The organism is Acetobacterium tundrae (assembly GCF_008086615.1).
GTDB lineage: Bacteria > Bacillota > Clostridia > Eubacteriales > Eubacteriaceae > Acetobacterium > Acetobacterium tundrae.
The window spans coordinates 115,126-136,356 of record NZ_RXYB01000008.1 but is presented as its reverse complement, the minus strand read 5'-3'; the positions used below and the strand labels follow the sequence as shown (position 1 = coordinate 136,356).

Here is a 21,231-nt window from a genome sequence, read left to right as displayed (position 1 = left end):
GAAAAGCCGGTTTAATAACTGGCTTTCTTTGCAGGAAAATACAAAAAAAGCGGGAGGCTGGAGCATGAAACTTAAGATAATTGGAAAATTAAAAAGTGAAAAAGGCGCTTCTTTGCCATTTGTTCTCATTATCGGGATGGTTATCATGATCCTGGTTGCCTCATTGCTTGCTGCCGCCAATAGCGATTTTACCTTCACCCAACAGTCTTTAGAGAGTCGACAGGCTTATATTGATGCCAAGTCGGTGATTGAGTTTGGAAAAATTGAGATAAACAGCAGGATGACGGCGTTGAAGAATAAAAATGAAGAAATAAAAAATGCAACCGATGCCGCAACATTAACAACATTAATATCACAGAGAGCGACTTTAATAACAACGTTGGATGATCCATTTACTATCTATGGTGCTAAGGACAGTGTTACGGATAATCTCGACATTACTACTTTGTCTCTTTCACCAGCTTCAGGCGATGCTTTAGGTGTTTGTACGGTGGCTTTAACAGGCGCAGGGACGGATACTACACAATATGCTTTTGATATCAAAACACAAAATCTCAAACGAAAACTGGATTATAAGGTTGATTTTGCTTATAAAGTAACAACAGCAACAACGGCGACAACAAATAACTGGAAAGGCTCTTCATATGTGCCTGATACGAAACCGATAAATACGGATGGGACTGATTGGACAAAAGTTACTACATTACAAAATCAGAATTTAACAAGTAAAACAAATATTTGTGTGACCGCAGCTGCGCAAACTTATTATGCTACACAATATTTGTCAGCCTCTTCAGATATTGTCTTTCAAGGTAACCTTGTGATTAAAAAAAATACTACGTTATACATTCAATGTAATCAATTATGGGTTACCGGCAGCATTACGTTGGAAGAGGGCAGTACACTCATCGTTACCGGTAATGGAAATAATAATAAGAAACAGATGATTGTTGACGGGTTAATAAAATCTGATACAAATAATTTAAATCATTCTGAGGATATAAACATATCAAATCTGGATTATTTTGAAAGCAAGGGCTTGAATCTATATGGGAGTAATGGCAGTGATTTCTTCAAACTAGACTCTAAGACCATCAAAATTAATGGAGATGTTTCATTGAACAACATTGAGGGTTACAATTATAACAATGGAGTGAGTACAACTGAAATAACAACGCAGTACTTTGATTGTTCAGGGAAAACGTCGATTGAAAATTCAGGATCGTCATCGATACCGTTCGTATTTGCCTCCATTGATGGTATCTTGAATATTCGATTTGTTGGAGGATATGATCAGCAGGATTCCCATGTTGATATTAACGATGCCAATCTGGTAATATTTGGCTCATCGTTTTATTTGAAATCAAGTAACAAACAATATGATTCTTATCGGGATTATACTAATTGGTGGAGTAGTTATTGGGATTACTTTTATTGGGATCACCTTTATGTAGAGGCAAACAACATATATTTAGAAGGTACTTCGATTCGGATGACATGGAAATCATTATTGTTTGTACGAAACAATAATGATACCAATGTGTTCACACAATCAAAGATTAGTTATTTGGACAATTCAACTGACAATTTAGGCCCCGGCAGCTATACTGGCAAGCGGTTTGTGTGGAATATAAGTGGGACTGCGTGGGAGTTTGGTAGAATAATATCGTCAGACCTTAACCGTACGGGTGATTATCCTGCAAACACAAGTATTGGTACAGTCACCCTAGGGTTGGAAACCTATTATTAAGGAGGGCATCATGAAAAAGATAATTGATAATCAACGTGGTGTCACCCTGATCGAGACAGTGGTTGCGACCGCGATCATTGCGATTCTATTGGTTACGCTTCTTGGAACATTGTTATTTGGACAAAAAATGATCGTTTTCACGGATACAAAAAACAATGCGGCAGCGCAGGCTCAAAATCTGGTGGATGGAATAATGACACAGCTTGGTGCAAGCACTCTTCCGAATGATACTGTCGTTGATGGTGCCACAAAAATGGCAACAAGCTTTGATGATTCAAAAAAGACGACAAATCCAAAGCAGTATTATATTAATGAAGTTACAAAAAGTGGGACGACGATTGGGTACAATATCTTTGCTCGAGTCTATTACAATAATGGCGATTCTTATGTTGATTTAAAAGCCTTTGCGAAAAAAGGTGGTGTTTTTAATTGAAAAAAATTATTAATATTCGATCAAACAAAGGTTTCACGTTAGTTGAATTATTAGTCGCCCTACTGATTTCCGGTATCTTGATGGCAACGGTATCTTCAATTTTTCTGATGGCCCAAAAAATTTATACGCGAGGCGGCGATATTTCCTATAAACAAAAGACTATCACCAATGTGGAAACGGAACTGCAGAATGCATTGGCGGTTGCTACGACAGTATCATTAAGTTCTGCGGCAACAGGCGATTTCAATTTGGGATTTAATGATCAGGGCCAATGTGTAGAAGTCGTTGATGGAAAAACATACGTAATTGATCAGATTTCGGAGATTTTTTTGACCGGTAAAAATCAAAATACACTATCATATCAATTGATACCTAACGCAAATATGTCAACACTAAGTGGTGGCATTGTTATGAACAATAAAAATATAATCGATATCGATCAATCTTCACAAGCAAAATTGCTGAGTGGTACAAAGCTAAATGTCTCTGGTGATACCATACATTATCTTGTATTGACGGTAGCAACGGTCCCCGTGGATCCAGTGGTTCCGGGAACTAATATTAATGATACACTTAAAGCAACCGGTGTTATTCCGGGTCGTTGGGATTTGATGGTAGATTCTGCCGCTGCTTCTATGGAGGGTGGATATTCGCTTTCACCGGATGGCGCTGTTTATACAGACAGTACCGGCACTTATGTGACAGCGAAAAATCAGTATATTCATCAAGATTATGCTGCGACTACGCATCCGACCGCGGCAGTTCATTATGCTAAATATGGTAGTGTACCAAATGAATACTTTTTAAAAATTTCAAGTGAGACTCGCGTGATTACTGCAGCTGATTATGAAACGGATCCAACGCTAATAAGCCAGACTAGATATTGGAAAGAAGGTAAGGTTCCTAAATTAGGTGATTTGTATTTATACAATGGAGCTTATTACATTTGGCAAAGTAATTCAAGCTATTATAGTTGTCCAAAAGATCCCACAAATGTATATAATTGGTTAAAGCTAGTCAGTGCACCATCACAATTTCAATAAAAACGAATGAGGCGTCTGTTAAAAAACTTTAAATTTTCCAATGGAATTCTACCATATTATACAGGTCATATGTTTAATGAGTTAGCATGTTTAACAATTTAATTGAAATTTCACATTCACAAACTATCATCCTTATGATACTATAATTACCAAGATACAGGAGGCGAAAAATGAAAAGAATTGAAATATATGAACCGGCCGGCTGCGCATCCGGTGCCTGTGATCCCATGATTGAGGCGGATTTGCTGCGGATTGAACATATGGTCGCAGATTTAAGAGGACAGGGCGTTTCCGTCTCCCGTTTCAATGTAATGGATGACGGGCCGGCTTTTCTGGCCAGTGATCTGGTTAAAAAGGCGCTGGTGGAGAAAGGTCCGGATTGTCTGCCGTTGGTAATCGTTGATGGCAAAGTCGAATCCGAAGGGGAATACCCGACCGATCTTGAACTGGCGAAATGGGGCGGACTGCCCTGGAGTGATCTGGAAATATACGCGGATCGCGAAAGACGGGACACCGCCATCGCCATGGATCTGGCCCGGGGCGGTGACTGTGACGCAGACGATGATTGTGACGGCGACTGTGACAGTTGCAGCTGATGAGTAAAATTATTCGTAAAAAATAAAGAAATGCGAAAGCATTTCTTTTTTCCATTAACTTTTGATACAAAATTTTGTTGGTCCAATTGTATGTTTTTTAACAAAGTAATAAAAGCAAACGAATTCATAAAAAAGAGGAAGAAAAACCAAATAATGGCTGCAAATATTTATATTGAAAAAGTTTGGTTTTTATCAGGATATAGTGATAAAATAATATTCAGTGTGAAAAGAAGGAGAATTTAGTATGCAATTTGATCGAAAGCTTCAGCTTGCAACGGATCTTTATCAATTTACCATGGGGAATGTATATGTTCAAGATGGCAAAGCTAATGAAGAAGCTGTTTTTGATGTTTTTATTAGAAATAACCCTTTTCAGGGCGGTTACACCGTGGCAGCTGGTTTAGAACAGGTCATCGACTACATCAATGGCATCCGTTTTTCAAAAGAAGATACGGCATTGCTCAAAAAAAATCATCCGGAATTTTCAGATGTGTTTTTGGACTATTTAGAGAATTTTAAATTTGAAGGGGAAATTTTTGCCGTTCCCGAGGGGACGATTATCTTTCCAATGGAACCGATTGTTCGGGTGAAAGCCCCGCTGGTCCAGGCCCAGATTGTCGAAACAACGATATTAAGTATTGTGAATCATCAAACCCTAATTGCCACCAAGGCGGCTCGTATTATTGAGGAAGCCCAGGGGGATGCGGTGATGGAGTTTGGTCTTCGTCGCGCGCATGGAACGGAAGCGGGTTATTATGGCGCCCGGGCGGCAGTGATTGGCGGATGTGTGGGAACCAGCGTGGTGGAAACGGAAGCGATGCTGGATCGTCCTTCCATGGGGACCATGAGCCACAGCTTCATTCTCAGTTATGATACGGAGTTGGAAGCCTTTGAAAAGTTTGTGAAATATAATCCCGACAATGCTGTTCTTTTGGTCGATACCTATAACACCCTGACACAAGGGGTGCCGAATGCGATTAAGGTGTTAAATAAAGCCCTGGCAGATAAAACGATGACCAAAGGATATGGGATTCGAATTGATTCCGGAGACCTGGCATATCTGAGTGCCGAAGCTCGGAAGATGCTGGATAAAGCGGGTTTGGAAAAGGCCGTGATCGTGGCATCTTCGGATCTGGATGAACATTTGATTAAGGATTTGAAAATTCAGGGGGCTAAAATCAACTCATGGGGCGTTGGGACGAAACTGATTACCGCTTATGATTGTCCTTCTTTAGGCGGGGTGTATAAACTTTCTGTTATTGCCGGAAAACCAAAATTAAAAGTATCGGAGGATCCGGGTAAAATCACAAATCCCGGTTATAAAAAAATAGTCCGAATTTATGGAAAAAGCAATGATATGGCGTTAGCGGACTTAATAACGCTGGACGATGAAAGCATTAATGTGAATGAACCATTAACTATTTTTCATCCGGTGTATACCTGGAAAAAAAGAATCATCAAGGATTACTATGTCCGCGAACTGCTGATTCCTGTTTTTATCAAGGGAAAATGTGTTTATAACTGTCCGAAAATTTCAGACATTCAGGAACACCTGAGAAATGAAAAAGCCAACCTATGGCCGGCTTTTAAACGGATGGTCAATCCTCATGTTTATCATGTCGATCTGTCTGAGGCGCTGTGGACATTGAAACAGCGTTTATTGAGTGAAGCGGAGTAGATCGGGAGGTCATCTTTTTAAGATCATGAAAACTAAAATAATTGCGATAGAAAGTCTTGATGAGACTGGGTTAAAAGCTTTAGAAGAAGTGGCGGCACTGATAAAAAAAGGTGAAACCGTCGTTTTCCCAACCGAAACGGTTTATGGGTTAGGGGCAAATGCGTTTGATCCCGAAGCGGTGAAAAAAATCTTTATCGCCAAAGGGCGTCCGAATGATAATCCCCTGATTGTTCATGTTTCAGAAATTGCCGCGGTGGACTGTTTGGTTGCCGGGATTCCGCCTAAAGCCAAGCAGCTGATGGATGTCTTTTGGCCGGGGCCGCTGACCTTGATTATGGAAAAATCAGCGCTGATTCCCGCTGAAGTTTCGGCCGGTCTGAACACCGTCGGCATTCGCTTCCCAGATCATCCGATTGCCCAGGCGTTTATCAAAATGGCCGGGTGTCCGATTGCGGCTCCCAGTGCAAACCGATCCGGACGGCCCAGTCCGACCCAGGGAAAACATGTTCTTGAGGATCTGGATGGCCGGGTTGCGGCGATTATTCTTTCTGCGGATACTGAAATCGGATTGGAATCGACGGTGATTGATATGACGGCGGAACCACCGGTGGTCCTTCGTCCAGGTGATGTGACGGTGGCTGAGCTGCGCGAGGTTTTAGGCGAGGTATTGGTTTCAGCCAATGTCACTGAAAATGTTGTGCCGGCGAAGGTCTCGTCGCCGGGAATGAAATATACCCACTATTCGCCCAAAGGGGATCTGGTGATCGTTAAAGGGACAACAACGGAGATCTGCGAGAAGATCAACAATGCGGTCTCCCGCTATCGCGGAAAGCCCCTGTCGATTGGGATACTGGCAAGCGATGAAACCATGGGGTGTTACCATGAAGGTTTGATTATTTCCCTGGGAAGTCAAAAAGATCCCCGAGAAATGGCGAAAAATCTTTTTTCACGGTTGCGTACCTTTGATGAGCTTGGGGTCGAAAAAATATACGCCGAAGACATTCCCTTGAACAATGAAACATTGGCTTTGATTAACCGCCTTTATAAAGCGGCAGGCTATACATTTATTTAAAAAAAGGAGGACGAAATGAAAATAGCAATTGGTTCGGATCATGGGGGCTTTGATTTGAAAGAAGTCATAAGACCTTACTTAATTGAACTGGGTCATGAAGTTGTCGATTTTGGAACCGAGTCCCATGAATCCTGCGACTATCCAATCTATGGGCAAAAGGTCGGAGAAGCAGTCAGCTTTGGCGATTGTGACCGGGGGATTGTCATTTGCGGTACCGGCATTGGGATATCCGTGGCGGCTAATAAAGTTCCCGGTATCCGCGGGGGCGTGTGCACCAACGAATTTATGGCGGCGATGTCCCGGGAGCATAACGATGCCAATATCCTGGCATTAGGGGCAAGAGTTATCGGCGAGGGTCTGGCCTTGCGGATTGTAAAGGTCTTTCTGGAAACGGAATTTGCTGGTGGACGTCATCAACGACGGATCGATAAGATTCGCGAGATCGAAAAAAAGTACTTGAAATAGTAAAAAAAGAAATTGCTGTATATACAAGTATAAAAAAATGTGGTATTATAGGTGAAAGTTGTTGGAATAAGATGATTTTCATCAAAAATACAGCAATTTTTTACAGGAACACAGAATTTTGCTAAAAAAGTGAAAAAAATACTAAATAAGATGAAAAAAAGTTCTTGCTTAGGAGAATGGAGCAGGCCAATGGATTCAAAAAGAGATTCGCCTAAAAAAGATTCACCTTATAAATATCTTACCATCATTACTCAGCTGGCGATTTCAACGGTTGTTCCCATCGTACTCATGCTTTTCGTAGGAAAGGCGCTGAATTACTTTTTTAACACCGGACCGATCGTCATGATTATCTGCATCATCCTGGGTGTGATTGCCGGGCTGCGGGAGTTATATACAATTCCCATGAAGATGAATAAACAGTCCATGGAGTATAATAAGCGGAGTCAATATGAATATGAAAAAGAAAAAGAAAAAGAGAACAAAAAGGATAGTGAAAATAAGAATGAAAACGACTAATCTGTCTTTCGAGGCAAAAGTAATGATCGGCGCCGGATTTGTTAGTTTGGGACTCATGTTGTTTGCCTTTATGGCGGCAGAGCCAATAAAATATGTGCTTGGGGTTTTCTTTGGAGGCCTCTACAGCATTCTTAATTTCAGATTAATGCAACTGACTTTTGAAAAAGCAATAAAAATGCCATCGGCAAAGGCTCAAAGTTATATTCAGACCAGATATTTCTTGAGATACCTAATCACCGGTGTTGTTATATATGTGGCACTCATTAATCCCTGGTTAAATATCATTGGTGTTTTTCTGGGTTTGATTGCTGTGAAACTCTCAATTTATCTTAATGGGTTTTTATCCCCAAAAAACGTTTCAAGAAATGAAGCGTGAATAAGAATCAAAAAATCACAAAAGACAGTTTGAATGTGTTTATTCAAACGAGTCTGGACAATGAGGTGAAAGAATAATGAATGGTCCAAAGCTTTTCGGGTATCTCTTCGGATTACCGATATCCGAAACATTAGTGAACACATGGATAACCATGGCAATAGCTTTCGTGATGTGTTTCGTTCTCACAAGGAATTTAAAAAAACATCCGGGAAAGGCTCAAGTCATCGGTGAAGGCATCGTCACCGCCATCGATAATCTTGTCGGTTCGGCGATGGGCAAAGATAAAATGAAATTTGCGCCATATATACTATCTCTTATGATGTTCCTTATTTTTGCAAACACCTGTGGACTCTATGGTCTGAGATCGCCAACAGGGGATATAAGTTTTCCATTGACGTTAGCATTAATTACATTTGTCTTGATTGAAGTCTACACCTGGAAGGGTAGGGGCCCAAAAGGCTATTTCAAAGAATTTATTGAACCCTATCCTTTTATGCTGCCAATTAACATTATTGAAAAATTTTCAAGACCTGTTTCGATGACTTTCCGTATCTTCGGTAACTTAGTCGGCGGAATTATCATCATGCTTTTGGTTTATGAAGGCTTATCGGGGTTGACGTATTTGGCGTTAATCATTCCAATTCCATTGCATTTCTATTTCGATATATTTGTTGGATGTATCCAAGCCTTTATCTTTTCAATGCTGACCATGGTATTTATTGCCAGAGGAATGGATGACTGATAAAGAGGCAAAGCAAAAAAATGTAATGGTTGACAGTAATGCCGAGCTGATTATTTAAACAGGTGCAGCTGAAATCGGCAGTATTGATGGGTAGATTGTCAAATTGACTTTGCTATTTACAAATCCCTTTAGGCAGGGAAAAAATATTTAGAAAAAATTTAGGAGGAAGAAATGGACGGATTAAGTATTATTAAAGCAGCTTCAGCAATAGGAGCAGGATTGGCAATGATCGGCGGTATCGGACCAGGGCTTGGCCAGGGTTATGCAGCTGGTAAAGCAGCAGAAGCGGTTGGACGTCAGCCGGAAGCACAAGGCGATATTATTAAAACCATGTTGATTGGTGCTGCAGTAGCTGAAACCTGCGGTATCTACGCACTGATTGTGGCACTAATATTAATCTTTGCTAATCCCTGGGTTTGAGACTGGGTGGCTCTGATATAAAAATTTTTATTTAAAAAAGTTATAACATTTAATAAAATTTAGGAGGAAAAAATGGACGGATTAAGTATTATTAAAGCAGCTTCAGCAATAGGAGCAGGATTGGCAATGATCGGCGGTATCGGACCAGGGCTTGGCCAGGGTTATGCAGCTGGTAAAGCGGCAGAAGCAGTTGGACGTCAGCCGGAAGCACAGGGCGATATTATCAAAACCATGTTAATTGGTGCTGCAGTAGCTGAAACATGCGGTATTTACGCACTGATTGTGGCACTAATATTAATCTTTGCTAATCCCTGGGTTTAAGACTGGGTGGCTCTGATATGAAAAACTTCAATGATTTTAAATTGGAAAGGGGGCTATAATATTGGAAACAACTGGATTAATCAGTATAGACGCAAGAGTAATGATTGCAACACTCATCAATTTCGTAATTTTCTTTTTCATTGTAAAACATTTCTTTTATGATGCGATTAAAGGTATTATCGCAAAAAGACAAGATAGTATTACTGCTGAAATTACTGGTGCTGAAGAAAAAAATGTTTCAGCTGGTCAATTAAAACTCGAATATGAAGGATTATTGGCTGATATTAAAGGGAAAGAGCGTGAAATTATTCGGGATGCCAATGCTGAAGCTCAGGCTCAGCGACAGGCAATTCTTGATAAGGCTCATACCGAAGCAAAAGGAATTCTTGATAAGGCTAATGCTGAAATTGAACTTGAAAAGAGCAAGGCCATGAATGAGGTTAAAACCAACATCGTCGATCTTTCGCTCTTTGCAGCTGAAAAGATTATTCACAAGGAAATGGATCCGAAACAACACGAAGCCATGATTTTAGACTTTATTGATAAGGTAGGAGAAGCTAAATGAGTTTAGTAGCGAAAAGATATGCCCAGGCCTTATTTGACACTGCCGTTGATAAAAATATTGTTGATGAAGTGTTCGATGAGTTTTCGACGGTGATTGATCTTTTCAAGTCTGAGGCAGAATTAATGGATCTCATGCTGACCCCTTCGATTAATAATTCTGAGAAGAAGGAAATTTTAAACCGGATTTATGGGGAAAAGTCACTTAATCAATATTTGAGAAATTTTCTGGATATCCTTTTAGACAGAAGCCGCTTCGAATATGTGCTAGAGATTAATGAGACCTTCAGACAGCTTGTATTTCCGTATAAAAATACAGTTGAGGCCGTTGTAAAAACTGCGGTGCCCTTGGACGAAACCCTTCGCGTTGCACTTGAAAAAAACCTGGAAAAGCGTTTTGATAAAAAGGTAATTCTTGATAATCAAATTGATGAAACCATTATTGGCGGCGCTGTGGTTTACGTAGGGGATCAGATCATCGATGGCAGCATTAGAAATCAGTTAAATCAAATGAAAACGCAAATGAACAGTATAAGACTATAATAAACGAGGTGAGTAAAGTTGAATCTCCGACCAGAGGAAATAAGTCAAATTATTAAAAGTGAAATAGAACGGTATCAAGATAAACTTGAAGTCGTCGATGTTGGTACAGTCATAACAGTAGGGGATGGCGTTTGTCGTGTTCATGGTTTGGAAAATGCCATGGCTGGCGAACTGTTGGCTTTCCCGAATGATGTTTATGGGATGGTACTGAATCTTGAAGAAGATAACGTTGGTTGTGTTCTTTTAGGTTATGATGATAACATTGTTGAAGGTGATGTTGTTCGTTGTACCGGTCGTATTGTTGAAGTACCGGTTGGTGAGGCCATGATCGGCCGTGTTGTGAATACTTTAGGTATTCCGATTGATGGAAAAGGACCCATTGTTACAGAATTCCATCGCCCAGTTGAAGTTAAAGCGCCTGGTGTTATTGAACGTGAGGGTGTTAATCAACCAATTCAAACAGGTTATAAATCCGTCGATTCCATGATTCCGATCGGACGTGGTCAACGTGAGTTAATCATTGGTGACAGACAAACTGGTAAAACCGCTTTGGCCATTGATACCATTATTAACCAAAAAGGTGAAGATGTTATCTGTATCTATGTCGCCATTGGCCAAAAAGAATCAACCGTTGCCCAGATTGTTGGACAATTGGAAGAAAGCAAAGCAATGGATTATACCATTATCGTTGCAGCTGGAGCGGCTGAATTGGCTCCACTCCAATATTTAGCACCTTATGCAGGGGTTACAATGGCGGAATACTTTATGAATGAACAGCAAAAGGATGTCCTCATCATTTATGATGATTTATCAAAACATGCGGTGGCTTACCGTGCCATGTCCCTGATTCTTCGTCGTCCGCCAGGTCGTGAAGCTTATCCAGGGGATGTTTTCTACCTTCATTCACGTTTGTTGGAACGTGCTGCTAAACTAAAAGCGGGTGGTTCCATCACCGCGTTGCCAATTATTGAAACTCAGGCTGGCGATGTATCAGCCTATATTCCGACCAATGTAATTTCCATTACAGATGGACAAATCTTCCTTGAAGCAGAACTTTTCCGTTCTGGTATTCGTCCCGCTGTTAACCCGGGGATTTCAGTATCTCGAGTTGGTGGGGATGCCCAGATTAAGTCAATGAAAAAGGTTGCCGGACCACTGCGTATTGAATATGCTCAATATCGTGAGTTGGCTTCTTTTGCTCAGTTTGGATCAGACCTTGATGATGTTACAAAAGCTCAGCTGGCCAAAGGGGCACGAATTGTTGAGATCTTAAAACAAGATCAATATGATCCGATGCTGGTTGAAGACCAGGTTCTGATTCTTTATGCGGCAACCAACAATTTCATCCTTGATATCGAAGTTAAAGATATTCAGGAATTTGAAAAAGGTCTAATGGTGTATGCCCATAAGAATCATGCCGGAATTATGGAGAAGGCCAGAGGAAAAGACGGTCTTTCAGATGAAGTTGTTGCAGGTTTTAAAGAATGTTTAGAGGCTTATAAAAAAGTTTTCTTGGCATCTAAATAGATTGTCATCGGAGGTGATTTCTAGTGGCAGAGAATGTTCAAGATATTAAACGTCGGATAAAAAGTGTGAACAGTACCAAACAAATCACTCATGCCATGGAGCTGGTGGCGTCTGCGAAGCTCAAAAAAAGCCGTGGGCTTGCTGAACAACGCTATCCTTATTTTGAGGCGATGATTTTAAGTATGGGTAATATTGTGGAACGAACCGGAAAAAGCAAAAATGCTTTAATGAACCAGCGTGAAGTTAAAAAAACCGCTTATATTATCATTACTGGTGATAAAGGTTTGGCTGGCGGCTACAATGGAAATATTTGCAAACGGGTTGAGTCTCACTTGAAAAACAAAGAAAATACGGTTTTATACACGATTGGATCACGCGGCCGGGATCATTTTAAAAATCGTGATTATAAAATTCAAGCTGAATACCTGGGTATTTCAGAGAATCCCAACTTTTTCACGGCCAAAGCAATAACGGCAGGTATCATGGATGCCTATTTAAAAGAGGAATTTGATGAAGTCTATCTGGTCTATACCAGATTTATTTCAACGCTTGTTCAGCATCCTTATTTAATGAAGCTTCTGCCGCTGAATACAGACGCTTTAAAGCCAAAGAATAAGATTGAGGATGTTGAAGAAAAGAAAAGCTTAACGGGGATGATTTATGAACCTGATCCGGAAGCGCTTTTGGAATATCTTATTCCTAATTATATAGCAAACACATTGTATGGTGCGATGATTGAAAGTGCGGCCAGTGAACAAGGTGCCCGTCGGACCGCGATGGAATCGGCAACCGAAAATGCCAATGAAATGATTGATGATTTAACACTTAAGCTTAACCGAGTACGTCAAGCGGCAATTACCCAGGAAATTTCTGAAATTGTCAGCGGGGCTGATGCATTAAGTTAGAAAAATAAACCATTGGCTGAAACAGTGCCGATATAATGATGAATGTATAAATTAACAGTGTAAATTATTTGCACAAGGAGGTTACAGGGAATGACCCAAAATATAGGGAAGGTTGTTCAGGTTATTGGCGCAGTAGTCGATGTTAAATTTAAAAAAGACGAACTGCCTAAATTGAACACTGCAATAAATATAGAACTTAATGGTCAAACCTTGGTAATTGAGGTAGCTCAATTACTGGGGGACGATGTTGTCAGATGTATTGCGATGGATTCTACTGACGGTCTCGTCAGAGGCCAGGACGCTGTAGATACCGGGGGCCCAATCAGGGTGCCGGTTGGAAAAGCAACGCTGGGAAGAATGTTTAATGTTTTGGGTAAACCAATTGATGGAAAACCTTTTGATACAACCGGTGTTCCAATGAATCCAATTCATTGCCATCCGCCAGCCTTTGAAGAACTGATGACACGACCGGAAATGTTTGAAACCGGGATTAAAGTAGTTGACTTGATCTGTCCTTACGTTCGTGGCGGTAAAATTGGTCTCTTCGGCGGTGCCGGCGTTGGTAAAACGGTATTGATTCAGGAATTAATTAACAATATTGCAACCCAGCATGGTGGTTTATCCGTTTTTGCAGGGGTTGGCGAACGTACTCGTGAAGGAAATGACCTTTACTATGAAATGATCGAGTCTGGCGTTATTGATAAAACAACGTTGTGCTTTGGTCAGATGAATGAGCCCCCAGGTGCCAGAATGCGGATTGCCCTTTCCGGACTGACAATGGCTGAATATTTCCGTGATGTGGAAGGCCAGGATGTGCTTCTTTTCATCGATAATATTTTCCGATTTACCCAGGCCGGTTCTGAAGTATCGGCTCTTTTAGGCCGGATGCCAAGTGCCGCTGGTTACCAACCGACATTAGCGACTGAAATGGGTGCTTTACAGGAACGTATCACCTCGACCAGCAAGGGTTCGATCACATCGGTTCAGGCAGTTTATGTACCTGCCGATGATTTAACTGATCCGGCTCCGGCAACGACTTTTGCCCATTTGGATGCGACCACGGTATTGAATCGTGCGATCACAGAAAAAGGAATCTATCCAGCCGTGGATCCATTGGATTCAACGTCTAATATTCTTAGCCCTAAGATTGTTGGACGGGAACACTATGAGACGGCTCGTGAAGTTCAGGAAATTTTACAGCGTTATAAAGAATTACAGGATATTATCGCAATTTTGGGGATGGACGAATTAGGTGATGCCGATAAAATCACGGTTGCACGGGCTCGAAAAATTGAGCGTTTTCTGTCTCAGCCTTTTAATGTTGCCGAACAATTTACCGGAACAACCGGGGTCTATGTACCTATTGCAGACACCATTAAGGGTTTCAAGGAAATTCTTGAAGGAAAACATGATGATTTACCAGAAAATGCCTTCTTAATGGTAGGAACCATTGAAGACGCCGTTGCAAAAGCAAAGAAATTAAAAGGTTAGTTGAGGTGAGCTTTAATGGCTAAAACTTTCAGATTGAAAATCATTTCTCCTACCGGGGTCTTTTATGACGGTGACGTTGAAAGGATTGTAGTCCGAGGAACTGAGGGGGAGTTTGCAATCCTTCCAGATCATATTCCTTTTACTACGACGCTTGCGCTAGGTACATTTAATATTCTCTTTGGAGATGGAACGAAAAAATATGGCACCCTCTTAGGCGGCATCGCCACGATTGGTTCCAAAGAATCGATTATTTTAACCGATGCGGCGGAATGGCCGGAAGATATTGATATTGAACGGGCTAAGGAAGCTAAAGAAAGAGCATTGCAGCATCTTAAAGATAGTAAGTATGATGCGACTCGAGCTGAAATTGCCTTACAAAGAGCAATCATTCGAATCGGTGCGAAAGAACAGAAATAATATAAAAGAACGGTTAATGCAAAGCCGGGATTCGTAAAGAATCTCGGCTTTTGTCATGTTTTTAGGTGCAAGTGTTTAAATGAAATCGTTTCTGTGCTATAATTTACGAAAGTATTAGTGCTGGGATTAGTGTAAAAGTGAGCATCCCGGGCTGTTGATAAACTCAATTTTAAGGAGGATAAAGATGAATATTTGTATTATCGGAATGGGTATTCTGGGCATCACTTATGGTTCTATTTTGTCCGATTCAGATGTCAATGTCATCTGTGCAGATACCGATGAAGAAACCATTAATATGCTGAAAGAAGGCGAAATGCCGATTCATGAGCCTGGGCTTAGGGCGCTGACGGCGGCTTCAGAAGCGTCAGGTCGATTGTGCTTTAGTTCAAATATTCAGGAAGCCATAAAAAAGAGTGAAATTATCTTTATCACATGTGAAGTACCGATCAATGCAGATAATGTCCCTGATTTGCGATTTATAAGGCCGATTGCTCAGAATATTGGAAATCATATCGAAAATTATGTGATTGTGGTCATCAAATCGACGGTGCCGCCGGGAACCTGTCAGATCATTAAGCAGACAATCAAAACGGTGCTGGATGAGCGTGAAGCGGATATTCCTTTTGATGTCATCAGTAATCCGGATTTTGCCAGAAAAGGTTCCATGATCAAAGATTGTCTGGTACCGGAAATGGTTGTCATCGGCTCGGAGTCTGATTCGGCAGTTGAACGCTTGAAAAATCTTTACGACAGCCTTCATGTGCAAGAAAAAAACTATGTCATAACAAATCCCCAGAGTGCGGAAATGATAAAATATGGAGTGAATGCCTTTTTGGCGATTAAACTTTCGTTTATCAATGAATTGGCTTTGCTGTGTGAAAATGCCAATGCTAACATCCTTGATGTTGCCCGGGGCATCGGCCGGGATTACCGAATCGGTCCGGAATATTTAGATGCTGGACCGGGGTACGGGGGAAGTGATTTGCCTAAGGATTCAAAAGCGCTGGTAGAGATTGCCAAAGCCTATGGGACCGAATTCAAGGTGCTTCAAGGTGCCATCGATGCGAATGAAAAACAAAAAAATAAAATGGTTGAAAAAATTAAGCGTTCACTGGTAGACTTAGAAGGAAAAACAATTGGAGTTCTGGGGCTATCATATAAACCGGAAACCACAGACATGCGGGATGCCCCTTCGATTAATATCATTAAAGGTTTAGTCGAAGGAGGTGCCGCGATTCAAATTTACTGTCCCGAAGGCAACCGGGAGGCAAAATGGCGATTACATAACGAAAAAGATCAGATTACTTATTGTCATGATGTTTATGAAGCGGCGGATGGAGCAGATGCCCTGGTAATTATTACCAATTGGCGAGAATTTAAAGGAATGGATCAACAACAGGTGAAAAAGGTTATGAAAAATCGATATTTATTTGACTTAAGGAATATTTTTGGAGAAGAACCCCCAAAAGGCTTTATCTATTCAGGGCTGGGAATTCCCGAAATGGAGGTGAAGTAATTGAGTAAGATACGCAAAGCGGTTATTCCGGCAGCGGGTTTGGGAACACGGTTTTTACCGATCACTAAATCGGTGCCCAAAGAAATGCTACCAATCGTGGACAAACCAACCATTCAGTACATTATTGAAGAAATTGTCGCTTCAGGAATTGAAGAAATTCTGATCATTAACGGACGTAACAAAGAAAGTATCATCAATCATTTTGATAAGGTGCCAGAGCTTGAAGCTTTGCTCCGAGCCGGCGGAAAAACCGCGGCTTTAGCGGAAGTGGAAGCCATTACCAAGATGGCCAAAATCTTTTCGGTGCGGCAGAAAGAGGCTAAGGGACTGGGTCATGCGGTGCTTTGTGCAAAAGAATTTGTCGGCAATGAACCGTTTGCCGTGGTGCTGGGGGATGACATTGTTTATAACGATGGCAAACCGGCATTGAAGCAAATGGTTGAGGTCTACGAAACCTATGGGGCATCCGTGATTGGTGTTCAGCAGGTGGCTCCGGATCAGGTCAATAAATATGGCATTGTTTCCGGGACAAAGGTCGGTGAACGGGTTCATCAGGTAAACGATCTGGTCGAAAAGCCGGCAATTGGAACGGCCCCTTCTAATATGGCCATTTTGGGACGCTATATTATTACGCCGGGAATTTTTGAAATTCTGGAGCACACCGGTAAAGGTGCCGGCGGAGAAATCCAACTGACTGATGGGCTTAAAACATTGGCGACGATGGAAAAAATGTTCGCCTATGATTTCATCGGAAAGCGCTATGATGTCGGGGACAAGCTTGGTTTCTTGGAAGCGACGGTTGAATTTGGTTTAAGAGATCAGAAATTGGGGCCGGATTTCAGAAAATATCTGGAGACCTTAATGCGTTAGCCAAGCTGTAAATATTGGTTGGTAGGGGCGATCCATGATCGCCCGTGAACGTTTGGCAAAAAGATTGACGTTGGTGCGTGGAAAAGACCTGACCCCGACAGGATTATCAGTTGTGTGATCTGCAGATGCAAGAAAGGAAACTACAATGGATTATAAAAAAGTATATCAAGAATGGCTTAATCAAGCGGATTTAGACATGGCATTACGTCAGGAGTTGGAAGCCATTACGGATGAAAAAGAAATTGAAGACCGCTTCTATACCGAATTGGAATTTGGTACGGGCGGAATGCGTGGAAAAATGGCGGCCGGCACAAACCGGATGAATATCGTTATGATTGCGAAGGTGACCTATGGTTTAGGAAAGTATCTTTTAAACCTGGATCCGCAAAACTCGGAAAAGGGTGTCGCCATCGCTTATGATTCCAGAAATTTTTCCCGAACTTTTGCTGAAACAGCGGCTGGGGTATTGGCGAAAATGGGCGTCAAAGCATATCTTTTTGAGGAGCTTCGACCAACTCCAGAGCTGTCATTTGCAGTGCGCCATTTAAATGCCGCAGGGGGAATTGTGATTACCGCATCCCATAATCCCAAGGAGTACAACGGCTATAAAGTCTATGGCCCGGATGGGGGACAGATGGTTACCGCATCGGCGGATGCCCTGATTGCTGAAATAGAACAGGTTAAGGCTATTTTCGAGATTCAAAAACTGTCGTTAAAGGAAGGTCTGAGCCAGGGGAAAATTCAAATGGTAGGGGCAGAGATGGATGATTCGTTTACCAAGGCGGTAACTTCGATTTGTCATCCTAACCCTAATAGTCCCCTTAAAGTTGTCTATACACCCCTGCATGGTTCAGGAAACAAACCGGTACGTCGGGTTCTGGCCGAACTGGGCTATCAGAACGTCATCGTTGTGCCGGAACAGGAACTGCCCGATGGCAATTTCACCACTGCTCCATATCCTAATCCGGAAGATCGTTCGGTCTTTACTTTAGCGATGGCTTTGGCAGATAAATGCAATGCGGATATTATCATCGGCACGGATCCGGATAGTGACCGGGTCGGCGTTGTGGGCAGAAACCCTAAAGGCGAGTTTGATGTTTTTACGGGGAATCAAACTGGCGCACTTTTAGTGGATTATTACCTCAAAACCCGTCCGGAATTGCCAAAGAATAAAGTGGTTATCAAAACCATTGTCACCAGTGAGCTTGGCGGCGTTGTGGCAAAAAGTCATGGCGCCAATGTGGTGGATGTTCTAACGGGGTTTAAATATATCGGGGAATGTATGACTGAGTATGAAAAAACCGGGGAATACACCTTTGCTTTTGGTTATGAAGAAAGCTATGGCTATCTGGCTGGGAATTATGCCCGGGATAAGGATGCGGTGGTGGCTTCGGCGCTGGTTTGTGAAATGGCGGATTATTATGAAAAACAGGGACTCACGCTTTATGAAGCATTGATTGCGTTATATGAAAAACATGGGTATTTTATTGAAGATGTGATGGCTTTAACGCTTGAAGGAATTGCCGGCAAGGCCAAAATTATTGAAATTATGAATAAATTCCGCAAGGTAAAACTGTCTGGTTTTGCTAATGCCCAATTGGTAAAATTCAATGATTACGAAGCAAGTGTCAGCCGGGATTTAACCACCGGTCGGGAAGCAGTGATTGATCTTCCTAAATCGAATGTTTTGAAATTTGTTTTTGATGATTATTCCTGGTTTGCCCTTCGTCCATCTGGGACAGAACCGAAGTTGAAAATATATTTTTCAGTTACCGGAAAAACAGAAGAAGAAGCAACAACGAAGAAAGACCTGTTGAAAAAAATAGTAACAGATTTAACTGAATAGGATCGTAGGGGCGATCCAAGATCGCCCGTGGATGTTGGTTTTAAAGATTGCCGTAGTCGGGCGGGCAAGGTCCGCCCCTACAGGACCAAATGACATTAATTTATGTATGCAGAAAAAACAAACATAGGATCGTAGGGGCGATCCAAGATCGCCCGTGGATGTTGGTTTTAAAGTTTGACGTAGTCGGGCGGGCAAGGTCCGCCCCTACAGGACCAAATGACATTAATTTATGATATGCAGAAAAAACAAACATAGGATCGTAGGGGCGATCCATGATCGCCCATGGACGTTGGTTTTAAAGATTGACGTAGTCGGACGGGCAAGGTCCGCCCCTACAGGACCAAATGACATTAATTTATGATATGCAGAAAAAACAAACATAGGATCGTAGGGGCGATCCATGATCGCCCGTGGATGTTGGTTTTAAAGATTAGCGTAGTCGGGCGGGCGAGGTCCGCCCCTACAATATGATGAAATATGTTATTTAAAAAAGGCAGCATCCCGAAGTTTTGGGATGCTGCCTTTTAGTAAGTTCATTTATAAATTAATTGACAGTGTCAGTGGAGGAACTGCCTCCTGATGAGGAACCTGAACCGGTCGATCCTGAGCTGGAAGATCCTGAGTTGGTGGAACCCGAACTGGAAGAATCCGAACCGGTCGATCCTGAGCTGGAAGATCCGGAGCCGGTGGAACCCGAGCTGGAAGAATCCGAACCAGTTGAGCCAGAACCGGTCGATCCTGAGCTGGAAGAATCTGAACCAGTCGAGCCTGAGCTGGAAGACCCAGAGTTAGAGTAGTCCGAGCTGGATGATCCGGAACTAGAACCCGAGCTGGAGGATCCAGAACTAGTACCAGAGCTGGAAGAACCAGAACTTGAATCATTCGAATATGAAGATGTACTATCATAGGTGCTGTCCGAGGTGGTTGATTCGGTATAGGTTGAAGACGACCCGGAGCCGGCATAGGCGGCAATAGCGGAACTTATTTCTTCCACAGTATCGGATGGCACATAGGCGGTATAGGTACTTGAGTTCGAACCAGTGGTTCCGGTAGTTCCAGTGGTTCCGGTAGTTCCAGTGGTTCCAGTGGTTCCGGTAGTTCCAGTGGTTCCAGTAGTTCCAGTGGTTCCAGTGGTTCCAGTGGTTCCAGTGGTTCCAGTGGTTGTAGGTCCGTAAATAAACGCATGAAGCGCAATAACGTTATCGGAAAGGGTATTCGGTACCACATAAGAAATACTGTTTATCATGGCATTTTTAACAAAGGCATCAGTCGGCAATCTAAATTCCAAAAATTGCTTATCGGGAGAGCCTAAAAATGCTTTCGCGTAAGTGGTTATTTCATTAATTGAAAGGGTGGTTTTTATATAGGGATAGATTTTGCTGATCAGGTTTACCCCGTTTAAAATATCAATGTTAAAGGCTTTTTTGGCAATCTGTCCGACAACCTCGCGCTGACGTTCGGTTCGATGGTAGTCATCATCACTGTATCGATTACGGGCATAGGCCAAGGCCTGAACGCCGGTCACGGTTTGAATACCGGTCGTGGTAAGATAGGGGTCTGCTTTGCCAACTTTGTCATTAACATCATCAATATACTTGTTGGTCCAGTCCAACACGTTTTGATCCAGTACGTTAATCTCAACTCCGCCTAAGGCATCAACCGTGTCGACCATGGCATCAAAATTGACAACCACATAATCGGTAATATTAAGATCAAAATTCTGGTTTAAGGTTTTAACGGCAAGCTCCGGGCCGCCATAGGCATAAGCTGCGTTGATCTTATCATAACTTTGATTGGTCGTTTTCGTTGCTGGGATCTGAACCAATAAATCACGCATGATAGAAGTCACTTTTATGTTTCCATTTCTAAAATCCATAGATACAATCATAATTGTATCTGACCGGTCACCGTCAATGTCACTTCGTCCGTCGATACCAAAGACTGCGATATTAACGGTATCAATATCTAAATTATTAGTCACATTTAATTGTGATTCATCCAGTTGGGGTACTGCGACCATTTCATTGATTTTGCTGAGCGTGTTAAAGCCATAGACTATTCCGGTGCCGACAAGTGAGGCAATCAAGAAAAGTATGACTAGAATTATTTTCTTTTTCATAAAGATTCCTTTCGCTTTACGAGT

22 protein-coding genes are annotated in these 21,231 nt (G+C 41.9%); 21 read left to right on the top strand and 1 reads right to left on the bottom strand.

Annotated elements, in window-relative coordinates; genetic code table 11:
* Positions 1-64: 64 nt before the first annotated feature.
* The 21 genes from FZC40_RS08550 to FZC40_RS08450 all read left to right on the top strand — a co-directional run bounded on the left by FZC40_RS08550 (position 65) and on the right by FZC40_RS08450 (position 19,088).
* A complete protein-coding gene (locus FZC40_RS08550) occupies positions 65-1,750 on the top strand; it encodes a hypothetical protein (protein WP_148603480.1) in 1,686 nt (561 codons plus the stop codon).
* Between the two features lie 10 nt (positions 1,751-1,760).
* Complete coding sequence (locus tag FZC40_RS08545; RefSeq protein WP_148603479.1) at positions 1,761-2,183, top strand: prepilin-type N-terminal cleavage/methylation domain-containing protein; 423 nt, start codon at positions 1,761-1,763, stop codon at positions 2,181-2,183.
* Entirely contained in the window at positions 2,180-3,226 is a 1,047-nt protein-coding gene (locus FZC40_RS08540) for a PilW family protein (protein ID WP_148603478.1), read from the top strand. The genes FZC40_RS08545 and FZC40_RS08540 overlap by 4 nt, the downstream gene beginning before the upstream one ends.
* Before the next feature lie 170 nt (positions 3,227-3,396).
* Positions 3,397-3,822 carry an arsenic metallochaperone ArsD family protein gene (locus FZC40_RS08535; protein ID WP_148603477.1) on the top strand — a complete coding sequence of 142 codons (426 nt, stop codon included), beginning with the start codon at positions 3,397-3,399 and terminating at the stop codon, positions 3,820-3,822.
* A gap of 244 nt (positions 3,823-4,066) precedes the next feature.
* On the top strand, positions 4,067-5,500 hold the full coding sequence (locus tag FZC40_RS08530; protein ID WP_148603476.1) for a nicotinate phosphoribosyltransferase: 1,434 nt from the start codon (positions 4,067-4,069) through the stop codon (positions 5,498-5,500).
* Between the two features lie 25 nt (positions 5,501-5,525).
* Positions 5,526-6,572 carry an L-threonylcarbamoyladenylate synthase gene (locus FZC40_RS08525; protein ID WP_148603475.1) on the top strand — a complete coding sequence of 349 codons (1,047 nt, stop codon included), beginning with the start codon at positions 5,526-5,528 and terminating at the stop codon, positions 6,570-6,572.
* A gap of 15 nt (positions 6,573-6,587) precedes the next feature.
* On the top strand, positions 6,588-7,037 hold the full coding sequence (gene rpiB, locus FZC40_RS08520; RefSeq protein ID WP_148603474.1) for a ribose 5-phosphate isomerase B: 450 nt from the start codon (positions 6,588-6,590) through the stop codon (positions 7,035-7,037).
* A gap of 189 nt (positions 7,038-7,226) precedes the next feature.
* Positions 7,227-7,553 (top strand): AtpZ/AtpI family protein, encoded by a 327-nt coding sequence (locus FZC40_RS08515; RefSeq protein ID WP_148566855.1) that lies wholly within the window; start codon positions 7,227-7,229, stop codon positions 7,551-7,553.
* On the top strand, positions 7,540-7,929 hold the full coding sequence (locus FZC40_RS08510; RefSeq protein ID WP_186843703.1) for an ATP synthase subunit I: 390 nt from the start codon (positions 7,540-7,542) through the stop codon (positions 7,927-7,929). The genes FZC40_RS08515 and FZC40_RS08510 overlap by 14 nt, the downstream gene beginning before the upstream one ends.
* A 76-nt stretch (positions 7,930-8,005) precedes the next feature.
* Positions 8,006-8,671, top strand: coding sequence for a F0F1 ATP synthase subunit A (atpB, locus tag FZC40_RS08505; RefSeq protein WP_148603471.1), 666 nt, complete (start codon positions 8,006-8,008; stop codon positions 8,669-8,671).
* Between the two features lie 171 nt (positions 8,672-8,842).
* Complete coding sequence (gene atpE, locus FZC40_RS08500) at positions 8,843-9,091, top strand: ATP synthase F0 subunit C (protein WP_148566858.1); 249 nt, start codon at positions 8,843-8,845, stop codon at positions 9,089-9,091.
* A gap of 72 nt (positions 9,092-9,163) precedes the next feature.
* Positions 9,164-9,412, top strand: coding sequence for an ATP synthase F0 subunit C (atpE, locus tag FZC40_RS08495; protein ID WP_148566858.1), 249 nt, complete (start codon positions 9,164-9,166; stop codon positions 9,410-9,412).
* Positions 9,413-9,473: 61 nt separating this feature from the next.
* Positions 9,474-9,977, top strand: coding sequence for a F0F1 ATP synthase subunit B (locus FZC40_RS08490; RefSeq protein ID WP_148603470.1), 504 nt, complete (start codon positions 9,474-9,476; stop codon positions 9,975-9,977).
* On the top strand, positions 9,974-10,516 hold the full coding sequence (locus FZC40_RS08485) for a F0F1 ATP synthase subunit delta (protein ID WP_148566860.1): 543 nt from the start codon (positions 9,974-9,976) through the stop codon (positions 10,514-10,516). Before FZC40_RS08490 ends, FZC40_RS08485 begins: the two co-directional genes overlap by 4 nt.
* An 18-nt stretch (positions 10,517-10,534) precedes the next feature.
* Positions 10,535-12,043, top strand: coding sequence for a F0F1 ATP synthase subunit alpha (atpA, locus tag FZC40_RS08480; RefSeq protein ID WP_148566861.1), 1,509 nt, complete (start codon positions 10,535-10,537; stop codon positions 12,041-12,043).
* Between the two features lie 23 nt (positions 12,044-12,066).
* Entirely contained in the window at positions 12,067-12,948 is an 882-nt protein-coding gene (gene atpG / locus FZC40_RS08475; protein ID WP_148603469.1) for an ATP synthase F1 subunit gamma, read from the top strand.
* Between the two features lie 90 nt (positions 12,949-13,038).
* Positions 13,039-14,439: a F0F1 ATP synthase subunit beta gene (gene atpD / locus FZC40_RS08470; protein ID WP_148566863.1), complete on the top strand. Its 1,401-nt coding sequence runs from the start codon at positions 13,039-13,041 to the stop codon at positions 14,437-14,439.
* Positions 14,440-14,454: 15 nt separating this feature from the next.
* A complete protein-coding gene (gene atpC, locus FZC40_RS08465) occupies positions 14,455-14,856 on the top strand; it encodes an ATP synthase F1 subunit epsilon (RefSeq protein ID WP_148603468.1) in 402 nt (133 codons plus the stop codon).
* 184 nt (positions 14,857-15,040) lie between these two features.
* A complete protein-coding gene (locus FZC40_RS08460; RefSeq protein ID WP_148603467.1) occupies positions 15,041-16,372 on the top strand; it encodes a UDP-glucose dehydrogenase family protein in 1,332 nt (443 codons plus the stop codon).
* Positions 16,373-17,242: a UTP--glucose-1-phosphate uridylyltransferase GalU gene (galU, locus tag FZC40_RS08455; RefSeq protein ID WP_148603466.1), complete on the top strand. Its 870-nt coding sequence runs from the start codon at positions 16,373-16,375 to the stop codon at positions 17,240-17,242. It abuts the gene before it with no gap.
* A gap of 145 nt (positions 17,243-17,387) precedes the next feature.
* The gene (locus FZC40_RS08450; protein ID WP_148603465.1) at positions 17,388-19,088 is read left to right on the top strand and encodes a phospho-sugar mutase; all 1,701 of its coding nucleotides are present in this window, start codon (positions 17,388-17,390) and stop codon (positions 19,086-19,088) included.
* A gap of 544 nt (positions 19,089-19,632) precedes the next feature.
* Here the strand turns inward: FZC40_RS08450 and FZC40_RS08445 are convergent.
* Positions 19,633-21,207 carry an LCP family protein gene (locus FZC40_RS08445; protein ID WP_186843702.1) on the bottom strand — a complete coding sequence of 525 codons (1,575 nt, stop codon included), beginning with the start codon at positions 21,205-21,207 and terminating at the stop codon, positions 19,633-19,635.
* Positions 21,208-21,231 lie beyond the last annotated feature (24 nt).